24 protein-coding genes and 1 tRNA gene are annotated in these 25,965 nt (G+C 62.0%); 13 read left to right on the top strand and 12 right to left on the bottom strand.

Translation table 11 applies throughout. The annotated features are described in order from the left end of the window. Window positions 1-113: 113 nt before the first annotated feature. Complete coding sequence (locus PSO31014_RS22985; RefSeq protein ID WP_039371751.1) at window positions 114-452, bottom strand: HNH endonuclease; 339 nt, start codon at window positions 450-452, stop codon at window positions 114-116. A gap of 911 nt (window positions 453-1,363) precedes the next feature. Here PSO31014_RS22985 and PSO31014_RS21845 point away from each other — a divergent pair. The 5 genes from PSO31014_RS21845 to PSO31014_RS21825 all read left to right on the top strand — a co-directional run bounded on the left by PSO31014_RS21845 (window position 1,364) and on the right by PSO31014_RS21825 (window position 6,361). Continuing rightward, complete coding sequence (locus PSO31014_RS21845; protein ID WP_144400346.1) at window positions 1,364-1,828, top strand: hypothetical protein; 465 nt, start codon at window positions 1,364-1,366, stop codon at window positions 1,826-1,828. Between the two features lie 682 nt (window positions 1,829-2,510). Next, complete coding sequence (locus tag PSO31014_RS21840) at window positions 2,511-2,732, top strand: hypothetical protein (protein ID WP_039371745.1); 222 nt, start codon at window positions 2,511-2,513, stop codon at window positions 2,730-2,732. 922 nt (window positions 2,733-3,654) lie between these two features. Continuing rightward, window positions 3,655-4,455 (top strand): rolling circle replication-associated protein, encoded by an 801-nt coding sequence (locus PSO31014_RS21835; protein ID WP_039374736.1) that lies wholly within the window; start codon window positions 3,655-3,657, stop codon window positions 4,453-4,455. 168 nt (window positions 4,456-4,623) lie between these two features. Next, a complete protein-coding gene (locus PSO31014_RS21830) occupies window positions 4,624-4,884 on the top strand; it encodes a pyocin activator PrtN family protein (protein ID WP_039374735.1) in 261 nt (86 codons plus the stop codon). A 592-nt stretch (window positions 4,885-5,476) separates the two neighbouring features. Then, entirely contained in the window at window positions 5,477-6,361 is an 885-nt protein-coding gene (locus PSO31014_RS21825) for an EamA family transporter (protein WP_150553534.1), read from the top strand. Between the two features lie 146 nt (window positions 6,362-6,507). On the opposite strand, the gene PSO31014_RS21820 is transcribed toward PSO31014_RS21825, so the two are convergent. Continuing rightward, window positions 6,508-6,584, bottom strand: a tRNA-Met gene (locus tag PSO31014_RS21820). Window positions 6,585-6,792: 208 nt separating this feature from the next. Between PSO31014_RS21820 and PSO31014_RS21815 the strand changes: the two genes are divergently transcribed. From PSO31014_RS21815 to PSO31014_RS21790, 6 genes are all read left to right on the top strand, one after another. After that, complete coding sequence (locus PSO31014_RS21815; protein WP_246176979.1) at window positions 6,793-7,410, top strand: NUDIX hydrolase; 618 nt, start codon at window positions 6,793-6,795, stop codon at window positions 7,408-7,410. A 59-nt stretch (window positions 7,411-7,469) separates the two neighbouring features. Continuing rightward, a complete protein-coding gene (aat, locus tag PSO31014_RS21810; RefSeq protein WP_150553532.1) occupies window positions 7,470-8,234 on the top strand; it encodes a leucyl/phenylalanyl-tRNA--protein transferase in 765 nt (254 codons plus the stop codon). Further along, a complete protein-coding gene (locus PSO31014_RS21805) occupies window positions 8,231-9,007 on the top strand; it encodes an arginyltransferase (RefSeq protein ID WP_150553531.1) in 777 nt (258 codons plus the stop codon). The genes aat and PSO31014_RS21805 overlap by 4 nt, the downstream gene beginning before the upstream one ends. Before the next feature lie 186 nt (window positions 9,008-9,193). Next, entirely contained in the window at window positions 9,194-10,222 is a 1,029-nt protein-coding gene (locus PSO31014_RS21800; RefSeq protein ID WP_026131670.1) for a quinone-dependent dihydroorotate dehydrogenase, read from the top strand. Window positions 10,223-10,272: 50 nt separating this feature from the next. Continuing rightward, window positions 10,273-11,070 carry a transporter substrate-binding domain-containing protein gene (locus PSO31014_RS21795; protein WP_150553530.1) on the top strand — a complete coding sequence of 266 codons (798 nt, stop codon included), beginning with the start codon at window positions 10,273-10,275 and terminating at the stop codon, window positions 11,068-11,070. Between the two features lie 111 nt (window positions 11,071-11,181). Beyond that, window positions 11,182-11,841, top strand: coding sequence for an amino acid ABC transporter permease (locus PSO31014_RS21790; protein WP_150553529.1), 660 nt, complete (start codon window positions 11,182-11,184; stop codon window positions 11,839-11,841). 124 nt (window positions 11,842-11,965) lie between these two features. On the opposite strand, the gene PSO31014_RS21785 is transcribed toward PSO31014_RS21790, so the two are convergent. From PSO31014_RS21785 to PSO31014_RS21775, 3 genes are all read right to left on the bottom strand, one after another. After that, window positions 11,966-13,375 (bottom strand): lactate utilization protein B, encoded by a 1,410-nt coding sequence (locus PSO31014_RS21785; protein WP_150553528.1) that lies wholly within the window; start codon window positions 13,373-13,375, stop codon window positions 11,966-11,968. Window positions 13,376-13,463: 88 nt separating this feature from the next. Beyond that, entirely contained in the window at window positions 13,464-14,189 is a 726-nt protein-coding gene (locus PSO31014_RS21780) for a (Fe-S)-binding protein (RefSeq protein ID WP_150553527.1), read from the bottom strand. A gap of 90 nt (window positions 14,190-14,279) precedes the next feature. Then, window positions 14,280-15,941: an MlaD family protein gene (locus tag PSO31014_RS21775; protein ID WP_150553526.1), complete on the bottom strand. Its 1,662-nt coding sequence runs from the start codon at window positions 15,939-15,941 to the stop codon at window positions 14,280-14,282. A 111-nt stretch (window positions 15,942-16,052) separates the two neighbouring features. On the opposite strand from PSO31014_RS21775, the gene PSO31014_RS21770 reads away from it, so the two are divergent. After that, window positions 16,053-16,880 (top strand): IclR family transcriptional regulator, encoded by an 828-nt coding sequence (locus PSO31014_RS21770; RefSeq protein WP_150553525.1) that lies wholly within the window; start codon window positions 16,053-16,055, stop codon window positions 16,878-16,880. Between the two features lie 92 nt (window positions 16,881-16,972). Here the strand turns inward: PSO31014_RS21770 and pbpG are convergent, their stop codons facing one another. The 4 genes from pbpG to PSO31014_RS21750 form a co-directional block, all read right to left on the bottom strand. Further along, a complete protein-coding gene (gene pbpG, locus PSO31014_RS21765) occupies window positions 16,973-18,226 on the bottom strand; it encodes a D-alanyl-D-alanine endopeptidase (RefSeq protein ID WP_150553524.1) in 1,254 nt (417 codons plus the stop codon). Window positions 18,227-18,414: 188 nt separating this feature from the next. Then, window positions 18,415-19,236: a nitroreductase gene (locus PSO31014_RS21760; RefSeq protein ID WP_246176977.1), complete on the bottom strand. Its 822-nt coding sequence runs from the start codon at window positions 19,234-19,236 to the stop codon at window positions 18,415-18,417. A 44-nt stretch (window positions 19,237-19,280) separates the two neighbouring features. After that, window positions 19,281-20,234 (bottom strand): DMT family transporter, encoded by a 954-nt coding sequence (locus tag PSO31014_RS21755; RefSeq protein ID WP_150553535.1) that lies wholly within the window; start codon window positions 20,232-20,234, stop codon window positions 19,281-19,283. Window positions 20,235-20,287: 53 nt separating this feature from the next. Next, window positions 20,288-21,229, bottom strand: a complete 942-nt coding sequence (locus PSO31014_RS21750) for a histone deacetylase family protein (RefSeq protein ID WP_150553523.1) — start codon at window positions 21,227-21,229, stop codon at window positions 20,288-20,290. A 486-nt stretch (window positions 21,230-21,715) separates the two neighbouring features. On the opposite strand from PSO31014_RS21750, the gene PSO31014_RS21745 reads away from it, so the two are divergent. Beyond that, window positions 21,716-22,279, top strand: coding sequence for a phasin family protein (locus PSO31014_RS21745; RefSeq protein ID WP_150553522.1), 564 nt, complete (start codon window positions 21,716-21,718; stop codon window positions 22,277-22,279). 233 nt (window positions 22,280-22,512) lie between these two features. Here PSO31014_RS21745 and lpdA read toward each other — a convergent pair whose 3' ends face one another. The 3 genes from lpdA to PSO31014_RS21730 form a co-directional block, all read right to left on the bottom strand. Beyond that, the gene (gene lpdA / locus PSO31014_RS21740) at window positions 22,513-24,282 is read right to left on the bottom strand and encodes a dihydrolipoyl dehydrogenase (RefSeq protein WP_150553521.1); all 1,770 of its coding nucleotides are present in this window, start codon (window positions 24,280-24,282) and stop codon (window positions 22,513-22,515) included. Between the two features lie 19 nt (window positions 24,283-24,301). Beyond that, window positions 24,302-24,883 carry an Ntn hydrolase family protein gene (locus PSO31014_RS21735; protein WP_026131554.1) on the bottom strand — a complete coding sequence of 194 codons (582 nt, stop codon included), beginning with the start codon at window positions 24,881-24,883 and terminating at the stop codon, window positions 24,302-24,304. Between the two features lie 82 nt (window positions 24,884-24,965). Further along, the coding region (locus tag PSO31014_RS21730; protein ID WP_150553520.1) for a dihydrolipoyllysine-residue acetyltransferase at window positions 24,966-25,965 on the bottom strand (1,000 nt) is incomplete at its 5' end.

Genomic DNA, 25,965 nt, shown 5'->3' with positions numbered 1-25,965 from the left:
GGGTTTTCGGTTTGCGAGGCATCGTCACTCCTTGGCGACATGTTATGCCTCAAACACGAAATTAATGACAGCCCCCGCAGGAATACAACTCGCATTCCGCATAAGGCTACTGACTACCATACTTCACAACGAGTATGCATTATGTTCGCGGAGAACTGCCTTGCCCTTATCATTGCCCTATCATCACAGGGGGATACTCGTAGCAAAGAAAGTTCCATCCCTTGAGTCAAACCCGCCAATTGATATAGCTCCGAGTCTATTTCGTTCTTTAGTTCTTGATTGCAAGGCTCACACAAGGTGACTAAATTCCTAGAATTGGTTTCCCCTCCTAGCGAGAAAGGCAGAACATGCTGAAGGGTCAAGTTCTCAGGGGCGTGGCAGCGCAAACAACGCCTGCCGTCTCTATCAAGAATCTGCTCCCTTGCCTGCCCGCGATAACTGCGACTTAGCATTTTCGGGGATGCAATATCTCTATCGGTGAATGAACCAAATGGTGATTTTATACATTGACGACCACTCAACCATTGACAGATTGATCTCTCAGCATAATCACAATCCACCAAGGCCCACCCATGAATGCATAGCCAATTTCGATAGCTTTCATCCGAATTTACCTGCAATGCCTGCTGACCTAACTCTGCGAGCGCAGTAACAAACTGACCTTCGTACACCTCTGACGGAATCCTGCGCTCGAACCCTCTGTCTCCCGGTTTGCTTCCATGCGTATAAACACTGAAGTAGGCGTAGCCACCGCAAACCTGCTTCAAATCAAATGCGTAAGGCATTTCCCCCCCAAGGCTGTTCGATTTATGTTTAAAATAAATTTTTGGAGCGGAGCGTATCGACAAGAATAGACTCCGGGCAGCAATATGCCGCCGTGCCGATGGGCGATCTCCGCCTACCACGACTAACGCTCACCAAGGGTCCCTCGTTGCCTTCGTACTGGCGCGCCTCGTCCTTGTCGTCACCATCTTTGATGACCATCGGCGTTACGGCACTAGGCTACCGTCAACTGTACGATGTTTCAAATGATGGCGTGCCGGACGACCAAATGCCTCAGGGGCGGTCGAAGAGGGATCATTCACTTCTTCCTCGGCTTGCGGAATTTCGTTCTCGGTCGAGAACGGAATCGCGTCGCTGCACCGTCTGTTTGGGCAAGCTCTTATATCTCCCCTCGCTAGTCTCCTCTGAGCCTCCCGGCGACCGCAAGCCGGATAGGCGTAGAAGCGATTGTCTACATTGGATACACCCTCCAGCTACGGACTCAACATGAGATTGCCGGCGTACAATCCGCGCCCATACCAACCGGGAGATACCGGCAAGTCCGCAGGAGGAGTTTTGATGCACGACGAGGAGCACTCACTTGTCTCCCGCAACTAAATGGGTATTGGTTGAGGCGTTGCTCCCACTCTTCGGAGCAAGTTTGATTTATGGATTTCTTGGAGTAGCAAGATGGCTAGTCACGCCAGCAACCAAGCGAGTTAAATGGGCTTGGGGCGAAGCTTTCGACGCGATGGGCTGGTTGTATGGCGGCGTAATTCTTGCGGTTCAAGCTGGTATTCGAGGTTATGAGGCCGCTGCCACCGGGCCACATTTCGTCGTTGTCTGGATTTGCTTTATCGCTGCGATCGCATGCGGCATCCTTTTATCCGCGGCCATGATGGCGCGCGGGGAGGATCACGAATGGAAGCCGCCAGCAGTCATGCTAGTATCCACAAGCTTCTTGATGATCGTGATTGTGGTCACGGCACACACGGTCCAGGAGGTGACATTAGCCAACGGAGTAGATGATGTCTGCCACACCGACGCGAAAAAGACTTGCAGCTAGTGCATCGAAGGCGCGTTCTTTCAAGAAAATGCGTTTTGCGCACGGCCGCAACATCCCCACGAGTCAGCACCGCTCGCAAGCCGCTAGCGGGATGATTAAGTTCGCGTCCACACTCAGTGGTGGAACTGCGGTTGGACTTGCTGTGGCGCTTCTTACGCCCAGCGTCATCGTTACGATAGGCGCAATGATCGCAGGGCTCATCGGTAGCGGGCTATTAGTCAAACGATTCGGATAGAATCGTTTGTCCACACATCGCAACGGAGCCTTTCGGCTCCGTTTTCGTTTCTAGCGGCACATCGCGATTAACTTCCCCGTCGACCAAGGAGAATCCCTATTGAGGCATCGGAATGTTCTGAATCGCAATGAGTGACCTAGAATGCGACTCCGAACGCGTGGTGCCCACAACGTCAGCTCGATAATCTTGTTCCCGTCGCGCCCCAAACGCGACCGGGTTTGACGACCCGAACGGTCTTATCTCGGGCACACGGCCGCGAAGTTTGCGGCTTTCGTGTGCGCTGTGCCACGCCTCGATGTCTACGGGTGGGCCTGGATTGGGACACCTTCGGGTGTGCCGCCTAATCCGAGTGACCAGCGGTTCGTCAACCTAGTCCAGTGCCCGCCCACCCCTGCGCAATGCAGCGGGTGGCGGGAATCGCAAATTGGCTAGTTAGAGGTGCCCCGCATGACGCTTCATCTTCCCGCAGCTTCCTTAGTCCACGCTTCCGTCGACAGGCTCAACACTCTCTCCGAACGTATCCTTGCGCTGACGATGTGCACCAACACAGACGCCGGCAAGGAGATGCCCCATCGGTTCCTGCTCGCGATCTTCGAAGAGCTTGGCGAAATGACCGTCGAACTCGTCTGTGAATGTCACAAGTTGAAGGCTGATTGTCTCGACGCGTAGTCGTCCGCCAGCAGTTCATCTGACTCTGCCAACGGCATGGCCCCCCGCATATTTCGGCTGTCTCTACAGCATCGCGCTGCCCTCATGTGCGCTCGCTGTTTCAATTTCACGCCAAGCCTTTCGCCATGCCCGCCATCAATTCCCTCCCCGCCGCTCCAATCGGAATTTCCCCATATACGGTGCGTTCGCGCGCTGCTTTAATAGCCCCACGTTCGCGCCACGCTTCCATACGTGGCTTCCGATTGTATTCAGTGCATAGCGTCACCACTTCTGGCTACAAACGCCGGAAGTCGATTCGCGCTCAAGAGCGTTCGCTGGGGCAATTTAACGAGAGCTCGGCCAAGATCCCATCGCGGGCAGTGTCCATCGTCGTACTGCGGCCATCATCCAAAATTCCCTATCTCACCCAGCAGGTAACACCGTCGTAACCCAACCTCATCCGTTGGTTCGTTCGTTGACATTTGTACTTCCTTAAGCCGGTCGTCTTTCAGGACATCTAGCGTCGGGAGTGTCAGCGCCGTACCCGAAGAGAGGGTTGCGTATGCGTGCTTGCGGAGTCCGGGCGGTTATCGCGCGGCTCAGCGCGGCCCGCGTGACCGAGCAGCGGGTAATACCTCGCGCGTTCGCCAAGACCTCATTCCTTTGCATTCCGGCTCTCATGCCGAACCTTTCGGCCGTCAATGGCGCGCTATCGCTCGTCTTGTACGCCAAGGGTTACGGACAGAAGTTTGGAAGCACTGCGAGCGCCCGCCGCCCGCAGGGGCGAGGACGGCGGGCGCACGAAGTGCGCCCATAGACTTGTACTACTAATACTTAACGTACAAGTCATCGGAATCGCAGGCCCGATCAGGCACGACAGGAACACCGACTCCCCAAGCAATCAACGCGCGGGGCACCCTGGTCAGAGAGATAGAGGTTTGCGATGAATGACACCAACGTTTTGAATTACTCGCCCTTCCGCCGTGAATGGATCGTCCGTCTCCGTGCATTCGAAGATGGTCAAGTGGAAGCTTATGCAATTCGCTTTGACCGGTACATGAAGACGCAGTCCCTTCATCTGATGCCGAGAGCCAAACGTGGCGAGTCGGATTCCACTGAGGCGAACAAACTAGTTGCCGCGAAGCGTGCAAAACAGCAAGTTCGGCTGCGCTGCAAGGCGATTGGTGCCGATCGAATGATCACTCTCACGTATCGCGAGAACGTGCTCGACAAGGAGAGGATCAAGCGCGATTTCGATTCGCTGCGACGCCTCTTGGGTAAGGTTCAGAACTTCCAATATGTCGCTGTAGCTGAACGGCAGAAGCGAGGAGCTTGGCATCTGCACATCGCCGTCAAAGGGCGGCAGAACTATCGCGTCTTGCGGGAGCTGTGGCTTCGTGTGGTCGGCGAGGGAAATGGGAACGTCGACGTGCGCAATCCGAATCGCGAAGCCGGCCTACGTCACAAGATCGCCAGTTACATCGGAAAGTACATCGTCAAGAATTTCGATGAGCATAAGCTCAACGAGAAGCGGTATTGGGCAAGTCGTGGCATCAAGGTTCCGGAGGCGGAGACGGTCAAGCACGTTCTTGAAGATTCACCCGCCGATGCCATCGTCGCTGCGTACAAAGCCGTCCTCGCGACTGGAGCAACGCTTGAGGATCATCAGCAGTGTTGGGATCAGGATGCGGGCTACTTCTGGATGGCGACCAAAGAACGGCCAACGTCCTCCAGCAAGGCGTGAGGGGGTATCGATGAGAAATCTGACCTCGATGCTTCTCGAACCGGAAGCAGTCGTCGCGCGGACCAGGAGCCGCATGCACGCTGACACGTTCGCCGGCTTTCATGCTGACAACATGCCGCCGATCGCAATCTGGCCCTGGATGGGCAAGCCAAGCAAAGGGGCTATCCGATGAACACCACTTTTCTTCTTATGGCTCAGTACGGTGCCGTCGCAGTAGTCCCTTTAGAAGCCGTGTGCCGAGACTACTTCTCCCACCTGAGCACGGAAAAACTGACGCGAAAGATTGGCGCAGGCGATATCGCGCTTCCGCTAGTTCGAATGGAAGGCTCTCAGAAAAGCGCGAAGGGGGTACATGTGGAGGATCTTGCGAAATACATCGACGAACGACGCGCGGCGGCGGTAAAAGAGTGCCACCAACTCTGTCACTGAATCGTAAGCCTCAATCGCAGTAACAAGAGGCTCGATGTGCAGCCTGCACCCCGAAAGTTGGATGCAAATCCAATCTTTGGGGTGTTTTTTATGGCCATCTCGCCACGGAATACACGCCACTCGCCGGCCGACGCACGCGGCTGCTCACAGCCCGGAACCGCCTCGCCTGATGCGCACCCACTCATCCACAACAGACCTCGACCACGGTACGCCCGGCAAAAAAGTGCTACATCCGTGCTACGCCGAACACCGCCATGCCCCAGAACGACCAAACGACGCGGGTTTTGCGCCCTCAAGCCATCCAATCCATCATCGGCGCCACGCTGACGCGGCGGGCAGGCAAGTTCATGCAAATTCCTCGGCTACGGCAAACGTCGTCTCACTCCAGCAAGACGACGTCTCTTGATACGCAAAACACGAAGTATACGTCATGCCCCCATCGGGCGCCGGCGCGAGCGCGCCCCCTCGGCCCCGCGCCACATCAGGCCACGAGGGCATTCGCGCGAGGACTTCCCCACCACACGTCGACGCCCCAGGAGTACACTTTCGCCTTCCCGAACGTCACACCAATGCCGCACAAGGAGACGCCAGCATGGCACCGAAGGACTTGTTACGGGCACTCATCGTCGTACTCGCCTGGGGCGTGAACTTCGTCGTCATCAAGGTCGGGTTGCACGGCGTGCCGCCCATGCTGTTGGGTGCGCTGCGATTCCTGCTCGCGGCCTTCCCCGCGATCTTCTTTGTCAAACGTCCGCAAGTGCCATTGCGCTGGCTGCTCGCTTACGGCGCGACGATCTCGTTCGGGCAATTCGCGCTCTTGTTCACCGCGATGTACGTCGGCATGCCCGCCGGCCTTGCGTCGCTCGTCCTTCAGGCACAAGCGTTCTTCACATTGGGGCTCGCCGTGGCGTGTCTGGGCGAACGCTTCCGCGCACAGAACGTGGCCGGCCTGCTGATCGCGGCGGCGGGCCTCGCCGTCATCGGCCTGCAAGGCGGCGGCGCCATGACGCTGCTCGGCTTCGCGCTCACCCTCTGTGCGTCGCTTGCGTGGGCAACGGGCAACATCGTCACCAAAAAGATCGGCAACGTCGATCTCGTTGGGCTCGTGGTCTGGGCGAGCCTGATTCCGCCGATTCCGTTCGCGCTGCTGTCGTATTGGTTCGAAGGCCCGCAGCAAATCGCGAACTCACTCGCGCATCTCTCGGCGGCATCGATCTTCGCGGTCGCCTACCTGTCTTTCGTCGCGACGCTCGTCGGCTATTCGCTGTGGGGTCGTTTGATGACGCGCTATCCGGCCAGTCAGGTCGCGCCGTTCTCGCTGCTTGTGCCGATCATCGGTCTCGCATCGGCAGCACTGCTGCTCGACGAGCAACTCACTGCGCCGCAAATCGCGGGCGCAGCGCTGGTCATGGCGGGCCTCGTGGTGAATGTATTCGGCGCAAAGCTCAAGCAACGCCTGCTGCCGACGTCGCAATAACGATCTTCGGCGTGGAAGCGGGCGCGCCCGCTTCCGACCGGGACACGACGCGCGCACGTCACCGGCGGACACAGGCGTGATGCCGCCGACACCGCGAGCCGAAACGCAAAAAGCCTGATTTCGTGAAGAAATCAGGCTTTCGAATTTGGTTGCGGGGACAGGATTTGAACCTGTGACCTTCGGGTTATGAGCCCGACGAGCTGCCAGACTGCTCCACCCCGCGTCTGAAGAATTGAAGTATATGACAATTGCCACCGCAGTGCAACATAACTCGCCGATTATTTTCCTTGTGACCACGTGACCACGTGACCGCTAACGCCGGTTCGCCGCATGCGGCGGCAACCCGGGATATCCCGGCCCACCACGTGCGCCACCGCACAGCGTGCGTTGCCGATGATACACTCGCAGCAACCATGAACCGACGCCCTCCCATCCAATTCTGTTCCGCCTGCGGCCACTCCGTCGAGTTGCGCGTTCCGCCCGGTGATAACCGCGAGCGGCACGTGTGCACCCATTGCGGCACCATCCATTACGAGAACCCGCGCAACGTGCTTGGCACGGTGCCCGTATGGGGCGATCAGGTGCTGCTGTGCAAGCGCGCGATCGAGCCGCGCCTGGGCTACTGGACGCTGCCCGCCGGCTTCATGGAAATCGGAGAGACAACGGCACAGGCTGCGGCACGCGAAACGCTGGAAGAAGCCGGCGCAACGGTCGAGGTCGGCGCGCTGTTCTCGCTGCTCAACGTGCCGCATGTGAATCAGGTCCACATTTTCTATCTGGCGCAGATGCGCGAACCGCAGTTTGCCGCCGGAGAAGAAAGCCTCGAAGTCGCCTTGTTCTCGGAGCACGAGATTCCCTGGGATGACATCGCCTTCCCGACGGTGGCCAAGACGCTGCGCTTCTTCTTCGAAGACCGTCGCGCCGGGGCCTTCGGCGTGCACCTCGAGGCCTCGCTCAACGGCGCTGCGGTGCCCGGCGTGCCGGTGCCGTCGCTGCCCGTCAATACGGCGCACACCGAGGATATCCTCACGCCGATGCTGCGTGTCTGAGCCGGCCTGCGCGGCCCATCGCACCACGTCACCCGACACGCCGGAACGCTGACATCGACATGGTCGTCTGGCTCGAAGCAAACGATTCCTTTCCCCCGGTGGACGAAGCGCTCGGCGCATCGAGCGAGGCGCCGGGTTTGCTGGCGGCCGGTCTCGACCTCTCGCCGCAACGTCTGCTTGCCGCCTACCGGCAAGGCATCTTCCCGTGGTACTCGCAGGGTCAACCCGTGCTCTGGTGGAGCCCGGACCCACGCATGGTGCTGCGTCCCGAGAATTTCGTCGTCAGCCACAACTTCCGCAAACTGCTGCGCCGCGTGCTGCGCGACGACGCTTGGGAGGTCCGTCTCGACGCCGACTTCGCCACCGTCATGCAAGCCTGCGCGCAAGCCCCCCGGCGCGCGCAGGACGGCACATGGATCACCCCGGCGATCGTCGCCGCCTACCGCGCACTGCACGACGCCGGGCTCGCCCACAGCGTGGAAACCTTCTACGAGGGTGAGCGCGTCGGCGGTCTTTACGGGGTTGCACTCGGACGCATGTTCTACGGCGAATCGATGTTCGCCCGCCGCACCGATGCCTCGAAAATTGCCCTCGCCGCGCTCGTCGCGTTTGCACGCGCACACGCAATAGAGGTGATAGACTGCCAGCAAAGTACCGCCCATCTGGCGTCGCTCGGCGGCAGCGAAATTCCCCGCCAGGCATTTCTGACGCATGTGCAGAAGGCGGTCGTGGCGCCCGCCCCGGTCTGGCGCCTGGACAAGCAAATGCTCAGCGCACTGGCCTACGGTAACGCAGCAGACAAGGCTCACGAGGTTTCCCAGTGACCCATCCGAACGAACTGCCGCTCTCCCCGCTGTCTGCCCTTCAGTTCTACGCAACGGCGCCCTACCCCTGCAGCTACCTCGACAATCACACGGCACGCTCGCAGGTCGCCACGCCCAGCCATCTGATCAACTCGGACGTCTACAGCGAACTCGTTCGCGCCGGTTTTCGCCGCAGCGGCGTGTTCACGTACCGCCCGTATTGCGACGGCTGCCGCGCGTGTGTGCCCGTGCGCGTACCGATCGCGCGCTTCGTACCGAACCGCACCCAACGTCGTATCTGGCGACGCCATGCCGGCCTCGCGGTCAACGTCTCGGGATTGCATTACACGGAAGAGCATTACCAGCTCTACATGCGCTACCAGTCGCAACGTCATGCGGGCGGCGGCATGGACCACGACAGTCGCGAGCAGTACGAGCAGTTTCTTTTACAGAGCCGCGTGAACTCCCGACTGGTGGAATTTCGCGAGCCGCCCGGCCATCAAGGCGCAGGCACGTTGCGCATGATCAGCATGGTCGACATCCTGAGCGACGGCCTGTCGTCGGTCTACACGTTCTTCGATCCCGACATCGAGGGCGCGTCGTACGGCACCTACAACATTCTTTGGCAGATAGAGCAGGCGCGCGCGCTCGGACTGCCGCACGTCTATCTCGGCTATTGGATTCAGGCAAGCCGCAAGATGGTCTACAAGGCGAACTTCCGCCCCTTGCAAGGCCTGCTCGACGGCCAATGGCAAGACATGCCGGAAGCCATGCTCGACGCCGCCGGCGAGTAACGTCGGCACTGCGCTCCGTGGTGCTGTCAGGCGTGCGATTCGCGGGGCGGCCACGCGTGCGCATCGCGCTCATCCCCTTGCCAGCCCGCCGCCATTCAGGAGTACGCAGAGCGTAGAAAATTGGCGCGCTCGGCGACCGGGATACCGGTAAAATGGCGACTTTCCGATTCTGCCGAACCCGACATCGTGCTTGCGCCCCTCTACCCTCTGGCCCGTCGCGCCCTGTTCTGTCTTGATGCCGAACAAGCCCACCATTTGACGCTGGCCACGCTGCGCAGTGCTGCCTCGCTCGGCCTGGCCGGTCTCATCGGTCAGACGCTGCCCGAAGATCCACGCACGGTCATGGGCATCCGCTTCCCGAATCCCGTGGGCCTCGCCGCTGGCCTCGACAAGGACGGGAGTTGCATCGACGGCCTCGCCGCACTGGGCTTCGGTTTCGTGGAAGTCGGCACGGTCACGCCGCGTCCGCAGCCGGGCAATCCGAAGCCGCGCATCTTCCGCCTGCCGCAGGCCGAAGCGATCATCAACCGCATGGGCTTCAACAACGGCGGTGTCGAGCAGTTTCTTCAGAACGTGCAGTCGGCGCGCTACAAGGGGCCGCTGGGCCTGAACATCGGCAAGAACGCCGACACACCGATCGAGCGCGCGGTCGACGACTATCTCATCTGCCTCGAGAAGGTGTACCCGTACGCCACCTATGTGACGGTCAACATTTCGTCGCCCAATACGAAGAACCTGCGCCAGTTGCAAGGCGGCGACGAACTCGACGCCCTGCTCGGCAAGCTCAAGGACAAGCAACGCGCGCTGTCCGACCGCCACGGCAAATACGTGCCCATCGCCCTCAAGATTGCGCCGGACCTCGACGACGAGCAGATCAAGGTCATCGCGGGTACGCTCACGCGACATGGCTTCGACGGCGTGATCGCCACCAATACAACGCTCTCGCGCGAAGCGGTAGCGGGCCTGCCCTACGCCAACGAAACCGGCGGCCTGTCGGGGCGGCCCGTGTTCGAAGCCTCGAATCGCGTGATCCGCGCACTGGCCGCCGAGCTGGGCGGCGCGCTGCCGATCATCGGCGTGGGCGGCATCCTGTCGGGTGCCGACGCGCAGGCCAAGCTCGATGCCGGGGCCAGTCTGGTACAAATCTACAGCGGGCTGATTTACCGCGGCCCCGAGCTGGTGCGAGAATGCGTGCAAGCGCTGCGTACGGCCTGATCGGCCGCACGTCGCGCCCCCTTCATTTGACACAGGGAGACCTCAATATCATGAAAAACTGGCTCAAGACGCTGTGCCTCGTACCGCTGACCGCCGTTGCGCTGATGGGCACCGCGCCCGCCCGCGCCGCCGATCTGCTCGACACCGTGAAATCGGCGGGCGTGCTGAAAATCGGGATCGAGGGGACTTATCCGCCGTTCAACTATCGCGCGGCCGATGGCCAGCTCGAAGGCTTCGATGTCGATGTCGCCAAGGCCGTTGCCGAACGTCTCGGCGTGAAGCCGGTGTTCGTGACGACGGAATGGAGCGGCATCATCGGCGGTCTCGTGGCCGGTAAATTCGACGTCATCGTCAATCAGGTGGCCATCACCGACGAACGCAAGCGCTCGCTCGATTTCAGCCAGCCGTACACCTTCTCGGCCGCGCAGCTCATTCAGCGCAAGGACGACAAGCGCGAGTTCAATTCACTCGATGCGCTCAAGGGCCACAAACTCGGCGTGAGTCTCGGCAGCAACTACGACAAGCTCGCGAAGGCGGTGCCGGGCATCGACGTGCGCACCTATCCGGGCGCGCCGGAGTACCTGCGCGATCTCGCCGCCGGGCGCATCGACGCGGCCCTCAACGATCGCCTGATGCTCGCCTATCTGATCAAGACGTCGAACCTGCCGCTGCGTGCGGGTGCCGTGCTGCAAGGCGCCAGCGAGTCGGTGGGCATTCCGTTCCGCAAGGGCAACCCCAAGTTCGCGAAGGCCATCGACGATGCCCTCACGGCCATGAAGCAGGACGGCTCGCTCGGCAAGCTCGCGCTGAAGTGGTTCGGCGAGGACACGTCCAAGCCGGCAAAGTAACCCGCAAGCCGCGCGCGACACACTTCGGTCGCATCACGGCCGGCACCACGCAAACCACGCGGGTGCCGGCCGTCGTCATTCCGGCCCACGCTCCCCCCAGACACCCCCCTCATGAATCCATTCGAACTCGCCGCCCAATCCATGCCAGTGCTGCTGCAAGGCACCGTGCTCACGATCAAGTTCGCCTTGATGTCGATGGTGTTCGGCCTGGTGATAGGCGTCAGCGTGGCGATCATGGGTATCGGCAACGTCCGCGTGCTGCGCGGCATCGCCCGCACCTATGTCAGCATCATGCGCGGCACCCCGCTGCTGGTGCAGATCTTCGTGATCTACTACGGTCTGCCGGGCGTTGGCATCGCGCTCGATCCGACACCTGCCGGCGTGCTCACGCTCAGTCTGAACGTCGGCGCCTATCTGTCGGAAAGCATGCGCGGCGCCCTCGAAGGCATGCCGCGCGGACAATGGCTCGCGGCCTACAGCCTCGGCCTGTCCTACTGGCAGACGCTGCGTTACGTCATCGCCCCGCAAGCCCTGCGCATCGCTGTGCCGAGTCTCGGCAATAGCCTCATCAGCCTGATCAAGGACACGTCTCTGGTCTCGGTCATTACCGTGACCGAGTTGCTGCGCTCCGCGCAGGAGGTCATTGCAACGACCTACCAGCCGCTGCCGCTCTATCTCGCCTGCGCCGCCATCTACTGGGTGCTGTCGACCGGGTTGTCGGCGCTGCAGCGACGCATCGAGAAACGCCTGGCGTTGCCCGCCAGAACCTGACGGGCGCGCCAACAAAAAAGCCGGGCCCCGGATGACAATGTTAGACATTCGGGGCCCGGCTTTTGCTTTGAGCGCCGGTACGTCAATGTTACCGGTCGTTCCACATCGCTGAACGCTTAACCGCTTACCGCGGCGCGCGACGCTCGCGATACATCGCGCGGAACGTCTTGCCGCTCGGCGCCGGCATTTCCCGCGTGTCGCTCCATCCTGCGGCGAGCGGCAGCTTCGAGAGGCTGCCACGCTCACGCCCCATCCAATGGAGCACCCGAGCCCCCAGGCCGGCAAGCGCGGCATACAGACGAGGGCGACGCGCCGCAAACGCCCACGCAGCGAGCGCCGTGCGCTCCTGCCACGGCCGCAGACCGCGATCGACCTGGCGCTCGCGCAGCTTGCGAAGCAGATCGGAAATCGGAATGCCTACCGGACAGACGCGATTGCACTCCCCGCACAACGTGGCCGCCTGCGGCAGATCGAGCGTCTTCTCCAGGCCGACATAGCTCGGCGTGAGCACCGACCCCATCGGCCCCGGATACACCCAGCCGTAGGCGTGCCCGCCGATCTTCTGATAGACGGGACAATGATTCATGCAAGCGCCGCAACGGATGCAACGCAGCATGTCCTGAAACGCGCCGCCGATCAGTCCCGAGCGCCCCCCGTCGACCAGCACGAAGTACATATGGTCGGGGCCATCGAGTTCACCCTCGACGCGCGTACCGGTCAGCAGCGAGAAGTAGTTCGACGTTCCCTGCCCGGTCGCGGAGCGCGGCAACAGACGCATGGCCGTCGCCAGATCCTCGAGCGTGGGCAGCACCTTCTCGATACCGGTCACGGCCACATGCACGCGCGGCATGATCGTGCACATGCCCTCGTTGCCTTCGTTCGTCACCACGGCCACGGAGCCGGTTTCGGCGACGAGAAAATTGCCGCCGGTCACGCCCATGTCCGCCGAGAGAAACTGCGGACGCAGCATCTCGCGCGCTTCGCGTGTCATCGCCGGAATGTCGGTCAGACGCGGCTTGTGGTGAACGCGCGCGAACAGGTCGGCAACCTCGTCCTTGTCCTTGTGCACGACCGGCGCAATGATGTGCGACGGCGGTTCGTTGTCGTTGATCTGCAGGATGTATTCGCCCAGATCGGTCTCGACCGATTGCACGCCCATGTCGGCGAGCACCTTGTTGAGCTGCAACTCCTCCGTGACCATCGATTTCGACTTGATCACCTTCTTGACGTCGTGCTTGCGGGCGATTTCGGCAATCAGGCGGGCCGCGTCCTGCGTCGATTCGGCGAACAACACCGTGGCGCCACGTCGCGTGGCCTCGCGCTCGAAAATCTCCAGCCAGACATCGAGCGTCTCGAGCCCGCGATTACGACGTGCCTTGAGCGCCTCGCGCGTGGCCTCGAAGTCGATCTCCTCGATGGCCGCGGCGCGCGCCGTCACGAACTTGGTCGAGAGCTTCCGGAGGTTGGCCTGCAGACGCTGGTCCGCGAGCTTTTGCCCGGCGCGCGCCTTGAATTGCATCGATTGAACTTGCATCGCGACTCACTGGAGGTGATGGCCGCCGGTGTGCGTCATCGCGCACACGGGCATGAAGGTCGGGAGGGTCGGGAGGACAGCGGCAAGTTCACACATCGCCCGCGAGCACCTGGGCAATGTGGAGCACGCGCGTCTTCGTGTCGCCGGTGCGACGCAGACGTCCTTCGATGTTGAGCATGCATCCGAGGTCACCCAGCACGACCGCTGGCGCCCCGCTCGCGGCGATGTTCGCGCACTTCTCGTCGACGATGGCCGTCGAGATGTTGCCGTACTTGAGCGCGAAGGTGCCTCCGAAACCGCAACAAGCCTGGCAGTCCTTCATTTCCGTCATCTTGACGCCCGGCATTTTCGCGAGCAATGCGCGCGGCTGCATCTTGACGCCCAGTTCGCGCAACCCCGAGCATGAGTCGTGATAGGTCACTTCGCCGTTGTAATCGCCGGGCACGGTATCGATGTGCAGCACATTGACGAGGAAATCGGTCAGCTCGAACACGCGCGGGCGCAGTCGCTCGTAGCGGCCCATGAGTTCGGGGTCGTCGGCGAAGAGGTCGCCGTAGTGCGCCTTGACCATGCCACCGCAAGATCCCGAGGGCACGACGACGTAGTCGAACGATTCGAACTCCTCGAGGAACTTCTGAGCGAGATCGCGGGCGATGGCCCGTTCGCCCGAGTTATAGCCGGGCTGACCACAGCAGGTCTGGGAATCGGGAATCACGACCTCGCAGCCTGCCGTCTCCAGCAGCTTGAGCGTCGAGAAGCCGATCTCAGGACGCATCAGGTCGATCAGACACGTGACAAAGAGTCCGACGCGCATTGGGGGAATCCTCTTTCCGGGAATAATGGGCCATTATAAGTCGCTGGGCCGGTCTGGCCCAGCGTGGATTCCCGCATATCGCGCCGTCGCTTACGCCATCCGGGGTGCGGCGTCGCTCAACGCGCTCAACGAGTTTGTCCGCGTCAGCCCGCGTCGCTCGGCGCGGGGCGCCGCTGGAGGATAGGGCATGAGTGCCAGGCGCGCCGCCATCATCTCCTGCACCCGCGTCAATCGCTGTAAGTCTTTTCTGAAGCTTTCAAATTTGGCGTCGGTGTTCGCGAACCCTGCGGCGACTTCCGACGACAGCGTGTCCAATCGATTCGTGAGGGTATCGACTTGACCGGTGACGCCATCGAGCCGAGTGCTGAGGCTGCCGACTTGATCGGTGAGCTTTCCGAATCGATCGGTCAGGCTGCCGACTTGACCGGTGAGGTTATCGACTTGATCGGTGAGCTTTCCGAATCCATCGGTGAGGCAGCCGACTTGACCGGTGAGCTTGCCGGCTTGATCGGTGAAGCTGGACGCTTGCGTGGTGAAACCGTCGAACCGATGGGTGAGAGTGTCCACTTGACCGGTGATCCCATCCAATCGACCATCCATTCGATTCGCCACGGTTGCCATTTGTTTCGAAAGGACCCCTGCCCGACTGTCCAGCGAGTCCACGTGATGGTTCACCTGGCCCAGGCCACTCTTGATGCCCGTCAACAGATTCCACACCATATCTTCACGCTCGAGCGCGGCACGCCGATCGGCCACGTCCAAATACGATCTCATCATAGTCCCCTCCGTTTCAATGAATTGCTTGGTGCTTGCCAACAGACTTTCTACCGACTTCCATCCTCGCTCACGATCGAACCCACGAATACTTCCCACGCTGACCCCACGGATCACCAGCGTCATCACCGTCGCCACGACGCCGAGAAGACCGCCCGACAGAAACAATCCCGCCACCGCCACGGCGGCCGCCGCGGAGTATAGGGACGACGTAATGACAACGCGCTTGCCGTAGTGCTTCCGTTCCGGCCACACCTCCTTGGTGGCCAGTGCGATCGACTCGCGCACACCAGCCAGGCATCGCTCGATCTCGGCGACGCCATCGGCGCGCTCGGTCGACTGGCTCTGGCTCGCCGCCATCTGGATAGCGCGGTCGTCAAAGGTCGCCCCGCCGGACGCCACCGAGCGCTGCGCCGTGGCGAGGCACTTCGTCAGGATTTCCTGCTCCTTGCGCAGCGCCTCCGTCAGATGCCCCAGAATCGCCGAGAACCGCCTCGCCGACGGCGTGAGACTGTCGACATCGTGATCATTCAACTGCTCGCCGACCTGGCAGTACGGCCCCGATCGGCTCGCGTTGCCGACATATCGATAGACCCCGTCCCACAGTCCTCCGCCCCAGTACCCCGACGTCGCCTTCTTGTAAGTCGAAAAGAAGGCACTTTCCAGGCGAGACAGCGCGCCACAGTCCAATCCCAACTGCGCCTTCGCGTTGGCGATCTGCCGAAACTGACCGACAATTTCCGCATGCTTGTCGGCTATCGACTTTCCGTAAGTGACGGCCTCCCGGCGACGCGCGCACTTTGGCTGCGGCCAACTCCCTGCCCCCGGCGCAAATCCGTACCTGTACATTCCCCAAACCTCCTTGAGCGTGCCGATCTCGTCTTTCGATCCGGCCGAACACCGAATGAAATGACAAGACCATGGTAGTCGTCTGGACGAGAGACCACTTTCGGTTTCGGTCAGCCGTGACTGCGGCAACGACGCTCTCCGGTGGCACGCCCACTTTTCGCAGAAGTCCTCTACAGGAAGGGTGCGAATTTTTCACAATATGATATAGAATCACCCCTATACGAAACTCGGCCCTCCCCCATGAAAGACGAAGGTAGTCAAAGTACGGAGTCGCGCACGTCCATCCAGGTCATCGAGCGCATGATGCGTCTGCTCGATGCCCTTGCCGCTCATGCCGATCCTGTCAGCCTCAAGGAATTGGCACAGTCCACGGAACTGCATCCGTCCACAGCGCACCGCATCCTGAACGACATGGTCGCCTGCCGCTTTGTCGACCGCTGTGATCCGGGCACGTATCGGCTGGGCATGCGTCTGCTCGAACTCGGCAACCTGGTCAAGGCACGCTTGTCGGTGCGCGATGCCGCCCTCACGCCGATGCGCGGCCTGCACCGGATGACCGGCCAGACGGTCAACCTGTCGGTACGCCAGGGCGATGAAATCGTCTATATCGAGCGGGCCTACAGCGAGCGTTCGGGCATGCAGGTGGTACGCGCCATCGGCGGTCACGCCCCCTTGCATCTGACATCGGTCGGCAAGCTCTTCCTCGCGGCGGACGAAGCCGCGCGCGTGCGCGCCTATGCCACGCGCACCGGCCTGTCGGGACACACCCGCAACAGCATCACCGATCTGCAAAAGCTCGAGCGCGAGCTGAGCCACGTGCGCAAGTCCGGCTATGCCCGCGACAACGAGGAACTCGAACTGGGGGTTCGCTGCATTGCGGCGGGCATCTACGACGACAGCGGCAAGCTCGTGGCCGGACTCTCGCTGTCGGCACCCGCCGACCGTTTGCAGGATGCGTGGCTTGCAAATCTGAACGAGACGGCGCTGCAGATTTCCGCGTCGCTTGGCTTTCACGCGCCGAACCCCACCGTCGGCGGCAACGTGTCGCACGCGGCGACGGCCGAATAACCCGGGCCGGCATCGCGCTTCGCGAATCCGGTCGCAGAATGCAAAAGGCGCTCCCTCGGGAGCGCCTTTTGTTTGGCAACGGTTGGCGCGACTTACAGCGCGTGTTCGCTGTTGGTCGCGACTTGTGCCGTCGGTGCCGTACCCGCCGTGCGTTGCGGCGTAGCGCCGCCCCCTTCGAGCAGCCACTTGCGAACGCGCGTGGCGTCGGCGAAGCGCGAGTACTTGCCGGTCGAATCGAGCAGAATCATGATCACCGGACGGCCATCGACGTTGGCTTGCATCACGAGGCATTGCCCCGCTTCGTTGATGTAGCCCGTCTTCTGCAGACCGATTTCCCAGCCCGGATGTCCGATCAGGTGATTCGTGCTGACATAGTGCAACTCGCGACGGCCCGTATTGACGTCGTAATTGCTGTCCGTCGAGAAACGGCGAATCATCGGGTACTGATAAGCGGCCTTGACCATCTTCACCAGATCACGTGCGCTCGACACATTCTGGCTCGACAGGCCCGTCGGATCGTTGAAGTGCGTGTCGTTCATGCCGAGCTGCTTCGCCTTGCGGTTCATCGCCGCGAGGAACGCCGGACGACCGCCCGGGAAGTAACGCGACAGCGCAGCGGCCGCGCGATTCTCCGACGACATCAGCGCAATGTGCAGCATGTCTTCACGCGACAGACGTGACCCTACCGACAGACGCGACCCCGTACCCTTCTCATAATCGCGATCTTCGTCCGTCACTTCCATCATGTCCGTCATCGGCACGCCCGCGTCGAGCGACACCATCGCGGTCATCAACTTCGAGATCGACGCGATCGGTAGCACGGCTTGCGAGTTCTTGTCGAACAGCGATTCGCCGGTGCGCTCGTCGACGACATAGGCCACCGAGGAACGAAGCGCCAGCGCGTCAGGGGATTCATGCAGACCGAATGCTCGCCCGGCGGATAGTCGATCCTGTGCCTGCGGCGTAAAGTTGACGGTGCGATACGACGTCACGACACGACGTTTGCCGTGTTTGTAGACGACATGTTTGATGGCAACACGCTTGGTGGCCGCGTCTGCTTCGACGGCAGCCAGTTTGCGCGCCTTGGCGCCGGCCTTTTCGCGCGAGGCGGTCTTGGCAACGGCACGTTTGGCACCTGAATGGGATGTGGCGACAGATTTCGTCGCCTTGGAATTGGCACACGCGCGCTTCTGGGCGGCCGTCTTGGCTGCCTTGGACGAGCATACGCTCGTCTTACCGGCAGCTTGGACGACGGCTGGGGCACCGGCGGCGAGCGAGATCGCCACGACGGCAGCGCCCCAGAGGCGGGAGCGGCACAGACGCGCAAGAGTGGTGATCGCGTACATAGATTGGGGGTAGCGTAAGGTTGGCAGGCAACGAGTTTGGAAGAAGTTTAGTAACTTCCCAAAAAATAAGCAATATGAATGACTTAGCTGAAATACTTAAACCGGCATCTGGCAGTTTTGTGCGGCGCAATCCGCCAAACTGCACATTCGCAACAAATTGCCAAATAACGCCAATTTCCGGACACGATTCAGCTTAAGAAATGCGCCCACTCATCCAGTGGCGCACGTTCGGTGACAAGCTGGTTTTCGACGGCCTCCGGATCCGCATACCCCAATGCCATGCCGCACACCACCATTCGGGTCTCGGGCAGCCGTAGTTCCGCCGCAATCACCTGGTGAAACGTGGCAAACGCGGCCTGCGGGCAAGTGTCGAGGCCTCGCGCCCGCGCGGCGACCATCACGCTCTGCAGGAACATGCCGTAGTCCAGCCAACTCCCCTGCTCCAAATGCCGATCGATCGTGAAGATCAATCCGACCGGCGCATCGAAGAAGCAGAAGTTGCGCGCGTGCTGCCCCTGCATGCGGTCTTTGTCGGCGCGGCCGATGCCCAGCAGCCCATACAAATCCCAACCGACCTTGCGCCGCCGCGCCTGGTAGGGCTCCGTCCACTCGCGCGGGTAGTACGCGTACTCCTCCTGGTGCATCAACCGCTGCGCCGGATCGTTGAATGCCTCCAGCAGGCGCGACGTCAGCGACGTCAGCGCCTGGCCGGTCAATACATAGGTTTGCCAAGGCTGAATGTTGCTGCCCGACGGCGCACGCGAGGCCACGCCAAGAATGTCGGCCACCGTTCCCTGCGGCACTGGCATGGGCAGGTAAGCCCGAATCGATCGCCGGCTGCGAATGGCCTCGTCGACATGGGCGACACGCTGCTCGGCGTCATTGCCGATCGTCGGGCGTCGCGCCCCCTCCCCCGTCCCCGGCTGCGCATGCAAGTCGGCTGCCTCGGCGGCGTTCTGCGCCGAGGGCTGTGCGGCGTCCGGGTGCGAGTGTGGGTGTAGGTGTTTCATCAGTCTGGCTCACGGCAAACGAAGGGAGAAATGCGTCGCCCGGCTCATGGCGACGACGCGGCCGGCACCGCCCGCCGCTCGATGACAAGCGCAACGCCGAGGGCCGCGACGACCATCCCGGCGGCACTCAGCGGGGACAACGTCTCGCCGAACAGCAACCAGGCCATGACCGCCGTCGTCGGTGGCGTCAGATACATCAGGCTGGATACCTTGGTCGCGGCCCCCTGTCGGATCAGCAGAAACAGCAAGGAGATGGCACCGATCGACAACGCCAGCACCGACCATACCAGCGCGCCGATCATTTGCGCGTTCCAGCGCACTTGCATCGTCTCGAGCATCCACGCGGCGGGTAGCGTTACCGCAAACGCCGCACCGAACTGCACGAGCGTGCCGACACGCAAATCGAAATGGGCGCAAAACCGTTTTTGATAGAGCGTGCCCGCCGTGATCGCGAGCAGGCTCAACACGCACAAGGCTACCGGCCCCGCACCGATGCCGCGAACGCCAACCTTGTTGGCCACCACCAGCCCGACGCCGGCGAATCCGCACAGCAGCCCCAGCCATTGCCGGCGCGAGACCGGCTCACCGACCACACGAGCAAAGAGCGCCGTCAACAACGGCTGGATGCCGACGACCAGCGCAGCCAGCCCGGCAGGCGCACCGTGCTTGATCGCTGCCCAAACGCCGCCGAGGTACACCGCCTGGATCAGCGTGCCGGACACGGCAAGATGCGCAATGAGCGGCCAGTCGATGCGCTCGATCGTGCCGGTCGATCCCGCCCGGCCCTCCACAACGCGCCGCTTCGGCCATGACATGCCCGACAACCAGGCGATGGGGAGCATGACCAGCAGCGTGCCGCCGAAGCGCAGCGCGAGAAAGGTCAGCGGCTCGGCATTCGGCATGCCGTATTTTGCGACGATAAATCCGGTGCTCCAGATCAACACGAACCACCACGGCATGGCCGCACGCCAGATCGCCGCGCGTTCGGCACCGGCCATCTGGCGACCATTGGCCGCATTCGCGGGCGGAGGTGACACGGTGCGATGCTCGCTCATACGAGGGCACCTTCGGCCGGCGCAGGGTGCCCACGGCGGGCCGCCCGCTGAAACTGGCCAGCGAGGCGGATCGTCGCGAAATGCGCGGCGACGGTCTGCTCGATGTCGCGGCCGTAGCCGCCTGCCATCGCGATGGCCACCGGCAGCCCGCGCTCGGCACAGGCCGTCAGCACACGACGGTCACGCGCGAGCAAACCGTCATGCGTCAATGCCAGCCTGCCAAGCCGGTCATTCGCCAGCGGATCGGCGCCCGCGAGATAAATCGCAAGGGTCGGGGTGAATTGCGCGAAGAGATCGGTCAGTGCGTGGCCGAGCGCGACCAGGTAATCGTCGTCGCCGCAGCCGTCGGGCAATGCCACGTCGAGATCACCGCGCGCCTTGTGAAACGGGTAGTTGTGCTCGCCGTGCAGCGACAGCGTGAACACGCTCGGGTCGTGCTCGAAAATGGCCGCCGTGCCGTTGCCCTGATGCACGTCGAGATCGATGATCGCCACACGCGTGCCCGGGCCGAGTTCGGCCTGCATCGTGCGCGCCGCGACCGCTGCGTCGTTGAACACGCAGAAGCCTTCGCCGCGGTCGGCATACGCGTGATGTGTTCCCCCAGCGAGATTCGCAGCCACGCCATCGGTCAGCGCGGCCCGGCAGGCGGCCACCGTCGCCCCCGCCGACCGGCGCGAGCGCTCGACCATTTGCGGTGACCATGGGAATCCGATCGTGCGCTGCTCTTTCGGATCCAACTGACCGGTGCTCACTCGCGCCACGTACGCCGGCGAGTGGACGCGCCCGAGCATCACGTCGTCCGCGGACAATGCCTCGGCAAGCGCGACGTGCGGCAACTCCCCCGCCACACGCTCGCGCAGACGGGCATACTTTTCCATGGGAAACCGATGCCCGGGTGGCAACGGCAGCACGAAATGGTCGCTGTAAAACGCTTGCATCGACGCGAATGGCCGGCAGTGGCGGCACGCAAAAAGGCGTTGAACGACGTCGGCACGGGCGCATCGGCCACGCGAGCCAGGCTCGGAAAGGGCAGCGAGCCGTTGAACGCGCAGACGTCTCGCCAGTGCCGGAACCCGACGATAGTAACATCGGCGCGCGTGGTGCGCCGGGTGCCAAAACGGTGCGGAGCCGCACCAATGGAGCGTTTCCGGAGGGTGCCGACCATTCGCCGCAACGCGATGTCACACGTGCGTCACGGGATCCCAACCGGTTGATTTTGTAAGCTTTTATTGAATTGCTGCATCGCACAAAAAAGACTTGACAGCGACAGAAATATCTCTACACTTGCAATTGTGCGATGCACAAAAGAAATCGCACCCCATTTAGAGGCCCCAACCGTGTTTTCACCGAGATAAGGTGAGAACTCATCAGCGAACACGGAGTGGGTCGATACGTTGTGTATGACACCATCATAGGAGAACGCCATGTCGTTTCTGACCCCCGAGCAATTCGCCGCCGCCCACAAAGCCAATCTCGAAACCCTGTTTGGCCTGACCAACAAGGCATTCGAAGGCATGGAAAAGCTCGTTGAGCTGAACCTGCAAGCCGTCAAGGCATCGCTGGCCGAGTCCGCCTCGACCGCGCAGAAGGCCTTCGCAGTGAAAGACGCGCAAGAGTTGCTCGCCCTGCAAGCCAACCTCGTCCAGCCCGCCGCCGAAAAGGCGATCGCGTATGGCCGTCACCTGTACGAAATCGCTTCGTCGACGCAAGCCGAAGTGACGAAGGTGGCCGAAGCCCAACTGGCCGAAAGCTCGCAGAACGTGCAAGCCCTGTTCGACAATCTGGCCAAGAACGCCCCGGCCGGTTCGGAGTCTGCCGTTGCACTGGCCAAGTCGGCCCTGTCGGCCGCCAACAGCGCGTTCGACAGCGTTCAGAAGGCCACCAAGCAAGCCGTTGAAATCGCCGAGACGAACTTCGCTGCTGCGACCAGCGTCGCGACGAAGGCTGCTGCTCAAGCTTCGCGTGCTGCCTCCAGCGCCAAGAAGTAATCGATAGCGTCTCGCAACGCTAGCGTTCGAACCCGGCCTCGTGCCGGGTTTTTCGTTTTTGGGGCCAACGGCGACGTCACCGCCATAGAAAAAGCCGCCATCTCAGTGCGAAATGGCAGCTTTTTTGGCTTCCGACCTCGCCCCGAATGAGGCGCGGCGGACATCCGTCACGTCATGCGCGTTCGGCGCTCCCCTCGGAATCATCCGAGGCGCACGCCGGACACCAACGCGATTTACTTCTTGCGAGCCGGCGGAACGTCGGTGCAAACCCCTTCGTAAATCTCCGCCGCCATGCCGACCGATTCGGCCAGCGTCGGGTGCGGGTGAATCGTCTTCCCGATATCAACGGCATCCGCGCCCATTTCGACGGCCAGGCAAAGTTCGCCGATCAGATCGCCGGCGTGCGTGCCCACGATGGCACCGCCAACGATGCGATGCGTTTCTTCATCGAACAGCACCTTGGTGAAGCCTTCGTCACGGCCGTTCGCGATCGCGCGACCCGATGCCGCCCACGGAAACACGGCCTTGCCGTACTTCACGCCTTCGGCCTTCAACTGGTCTTCCGTCTTGCCGGCCCAGGCCACTTCCGGATCGGTGTAGGCCACCGACGGAATCTGGATGGCGTCGAAATATGCTTTCTCGCCTGCCGCCGCTTCCGCCGCGACGTGGGCTTCATGCACGGCCTTATGGGCCAGCATCGGCTGTCCGACGATATCGCCGATCGCGAAGATGTTCGGCACGTTGGTCCGCATCTGCTTGTCGACATCGATGAACCCGCGATCACCCACGGCGACGCCCGCGTTCTCGGCGCCGATCTTCTTGCCGTTCGGGCTGCGGCCCACGGCGACCAGCACGAGGTCGTAACGCTGGGGTTCCGCGGGTGCCGCCTCGCCCTCGAACTTCACGTAGATGCCATCGGCCTTGGCCTCGGCACCCACGGTCTTGGTCTTGAGCATGACGCGGCCGAAGCGCTTCGTGTTCATCTTCTCCCAGACCTTGACCAGATCGCGGTCGGCGCCCTGCATCAGACCGTCGAGCATTTCCACGACGTCGATCTCGGTGCCCAGGGCGCTGTAGACGGTCGCCATTTCCAGACCGATGATGCCGCCGCCGATCACGAGCATCTTCTTCGGCAATTGACGCAACTCGAGGGCGCCGGTCGAATCGACAATGCGCGGGTCCTCCGGCAGGAACGGCAGCTTCACCGCCTGCGAACCCGCGGCGATGATGGCCTGCGCGAACTTCACGGTGCGCTTGCTGCCGTCTTCGGCCACGACTTCGATGTGATTCGGGTCAAGGAACGTGCCGACGCCGCGCACGACTTCCACCTTGCGCATCTTGGCCATGCCGGCCAGACCGCCCGTGAGCTTGCCCACCACGCTTTCCTTGTAGGCGCGCAGCTTGTCGAGATCGATCTCGGGTTTCGCGAACGAAATGCCGTGATGACCGAGCGTCTGAGCCTCTTCGAGAACGGCCGCCGTATGGAGCAGCGCCTTCGACGGGATGCAACCTACGTTCAGGCACACGCCGCCGAGGGTCGCATAGCGCTCGACGAGCACGGTCTTGCGTCCCAGGTCAGCACTGCGGAACGCCGCCGAGTATCCGCCCGGACCGGCGCCCAACACGAGCACGTCGCACTCGGTGTCCGCACCGCCACTGTGCTTGGCTGCGGCCGGGGCCGGGGCACTCGGCTTTGCCGCAGGCGCTGCGGCGGGGGCGGCCGGTGCCGCGGCGGCCGCCGGCGCTTCGGCCTTGCCGGCACCGGCACCGTCCACTTCGACGAGCGCGATCAGCGTGCCTTGGCTAGCCTTGTCGCCTACCTTGATCTTCACTTCCTTGACCGTGCCCGACACTTCCGACGGCACTTCCATGGAGGCCTTGTCGGATTCGAGCGTAATGAGCGACGCATCCTTGGCGATCTTGTCGCCCGGCTTGATCATCACTTCGATGACATCCACGCCCTCTGCGCCGATGTCCGGTACTTTGACTTCGATGAGACTCATGCGGGGTCTCCCTGTGCATTTATGACTTGATGGTGGTATCGATCGGAAACGTGTGCACCTGAAACGGGGCGGCGGAACTCTTGTCGAACTCCGCCCCCGCCTTCACGCCCGCTTCGGCGATGGCGCTGGCGCTCAGATCCTGGTCGTAGAGGGCGTACATGGCGCCGAGCGCGAAATTGCGCCCTGAGCCAATCCCCCAGAACCGATCGAAAACAAACACTTCCCGGTAGGAATAAATTCCGTAGATGCCTGTCGGATTCGCGATCACGCAGGTGATCTGCGACGACTCGTACGGATCGTCTTCCTCTTCCTTGGTGTTGAGGAAATACTCTTCCTTGAGCTTCTGATGGACGCGGCAGAACGTGCGGAACACCTCGTCACGCGAGTGCAGACGGCATTCGTCCGCCATGCCGGAGAGAATCGCGCGCATGACCGGAAAGTGCGCGGTCGTGCCAGCCAAACCGACATAGGAATCGCCCACGAGAAAAACCTTGCGATTCTCCTCGTACGATTGCGACAGCCGAGTATCGCCGAACGTCACGAGCGAATCGGCGGCAATCGCGATCTCACCGGCCTTCTTGACGACTACCACGGTGGTCATGATGCCCTCCCCGTCCAGATCCTGAAGCGTTCGCGCGAGCGCCGCCGGGCTTGCGCTTGCGCGCGACCGGCGGCGCCTGCCATTACAGCATCGCGCGACGGAAATCCTGCAACAGTTGCCCCAGGTAGGCGTTGAAGCGTGCCGCCTCGGCGCCGTCGATCACACGGTGATCGTAAGACAGCGACAGCGGCAGCGTCAGTTGCGGCAGGAATTGTTGCTTGCGCTCATCCCACACCGGCTTCTGATACGACCGCGACAGGCCCAGAATGGCCACTTCCGGTGCGTTGATGATCGGCGTGAAGGTCGTGCCGCCGATACCGCCGAGCGATGAGATCGAGAAACATCCGCCTTGCATCTGGTCAGGCTTGAGCTTGCCTTCGCGGGCCAGCTTCGCCAGTTCCGAGGTCTCGCGAGCGATCTCGAACACGCCCTTCTTGTCGGCGTCACGAACGACCGGCACAACGAGACCGTTCGGCGTGTCGGCGGCGAAACCGATGTGGAAGTACTGCTTGAAGACGAGGTTGTCGCCGTCGAGACTCGCGTTGAACGTGGGGAACTTCTTCAGGGCCATCACGCAGGCCTTGACGACGAAGGCTAGCATCGTGACCTTCACGCCAGCCTTCTCGTTTTCCTTGTTCAACTGCACGCGGAACGCTTCGAGTTCGCCGATATCCGCTTCGTCGTTGTTCGTGACGTGCGGGATCATGACCCAGTTGCGGTGCAGGTTTGCACCCGAAATCTTCTTGATGCGCGAGAGCGCCTTGGGCTCGATCGGACCGAACTTCGAGAAGTCGATCTTCGGCCACGGCAACAGGTTCAGCTCACCACCACCGGCAGGCGCAGCGCCCGACACGGCAGGGCGATTGCCCGCAAGCGCGCTCTTGATGAAGTTACGCACATCGTCAACGACCACGCGGCCCTTCGGACCGGTTCCCTTCACTTGCGTGACATCCACCCCCAGTTCGCGGGCGAACTTGCGCACCGACGGACTGGCGTGGCTGATCGGCGGATGGTCCGACGCGGCGGCGGACGTCGCTGGCGCGGCGGCCGGGGCCGGGGCCGGGGCTGCGGGGGCAGCGCTC

The sequence above is a fragment of the Pandoraea soli genome (assembly GCF_902459595.1).
Taxonomy (GTDB): Bacteria; Pseudomonadota; Gammaproteobacteria; order Burkholderiales; family Burkholderiaceae; genus Pandoraea; species Pandoraea cepalis.
This window is presented reverse-complemented; position numbering and strand designations above follow the sequence as displayed.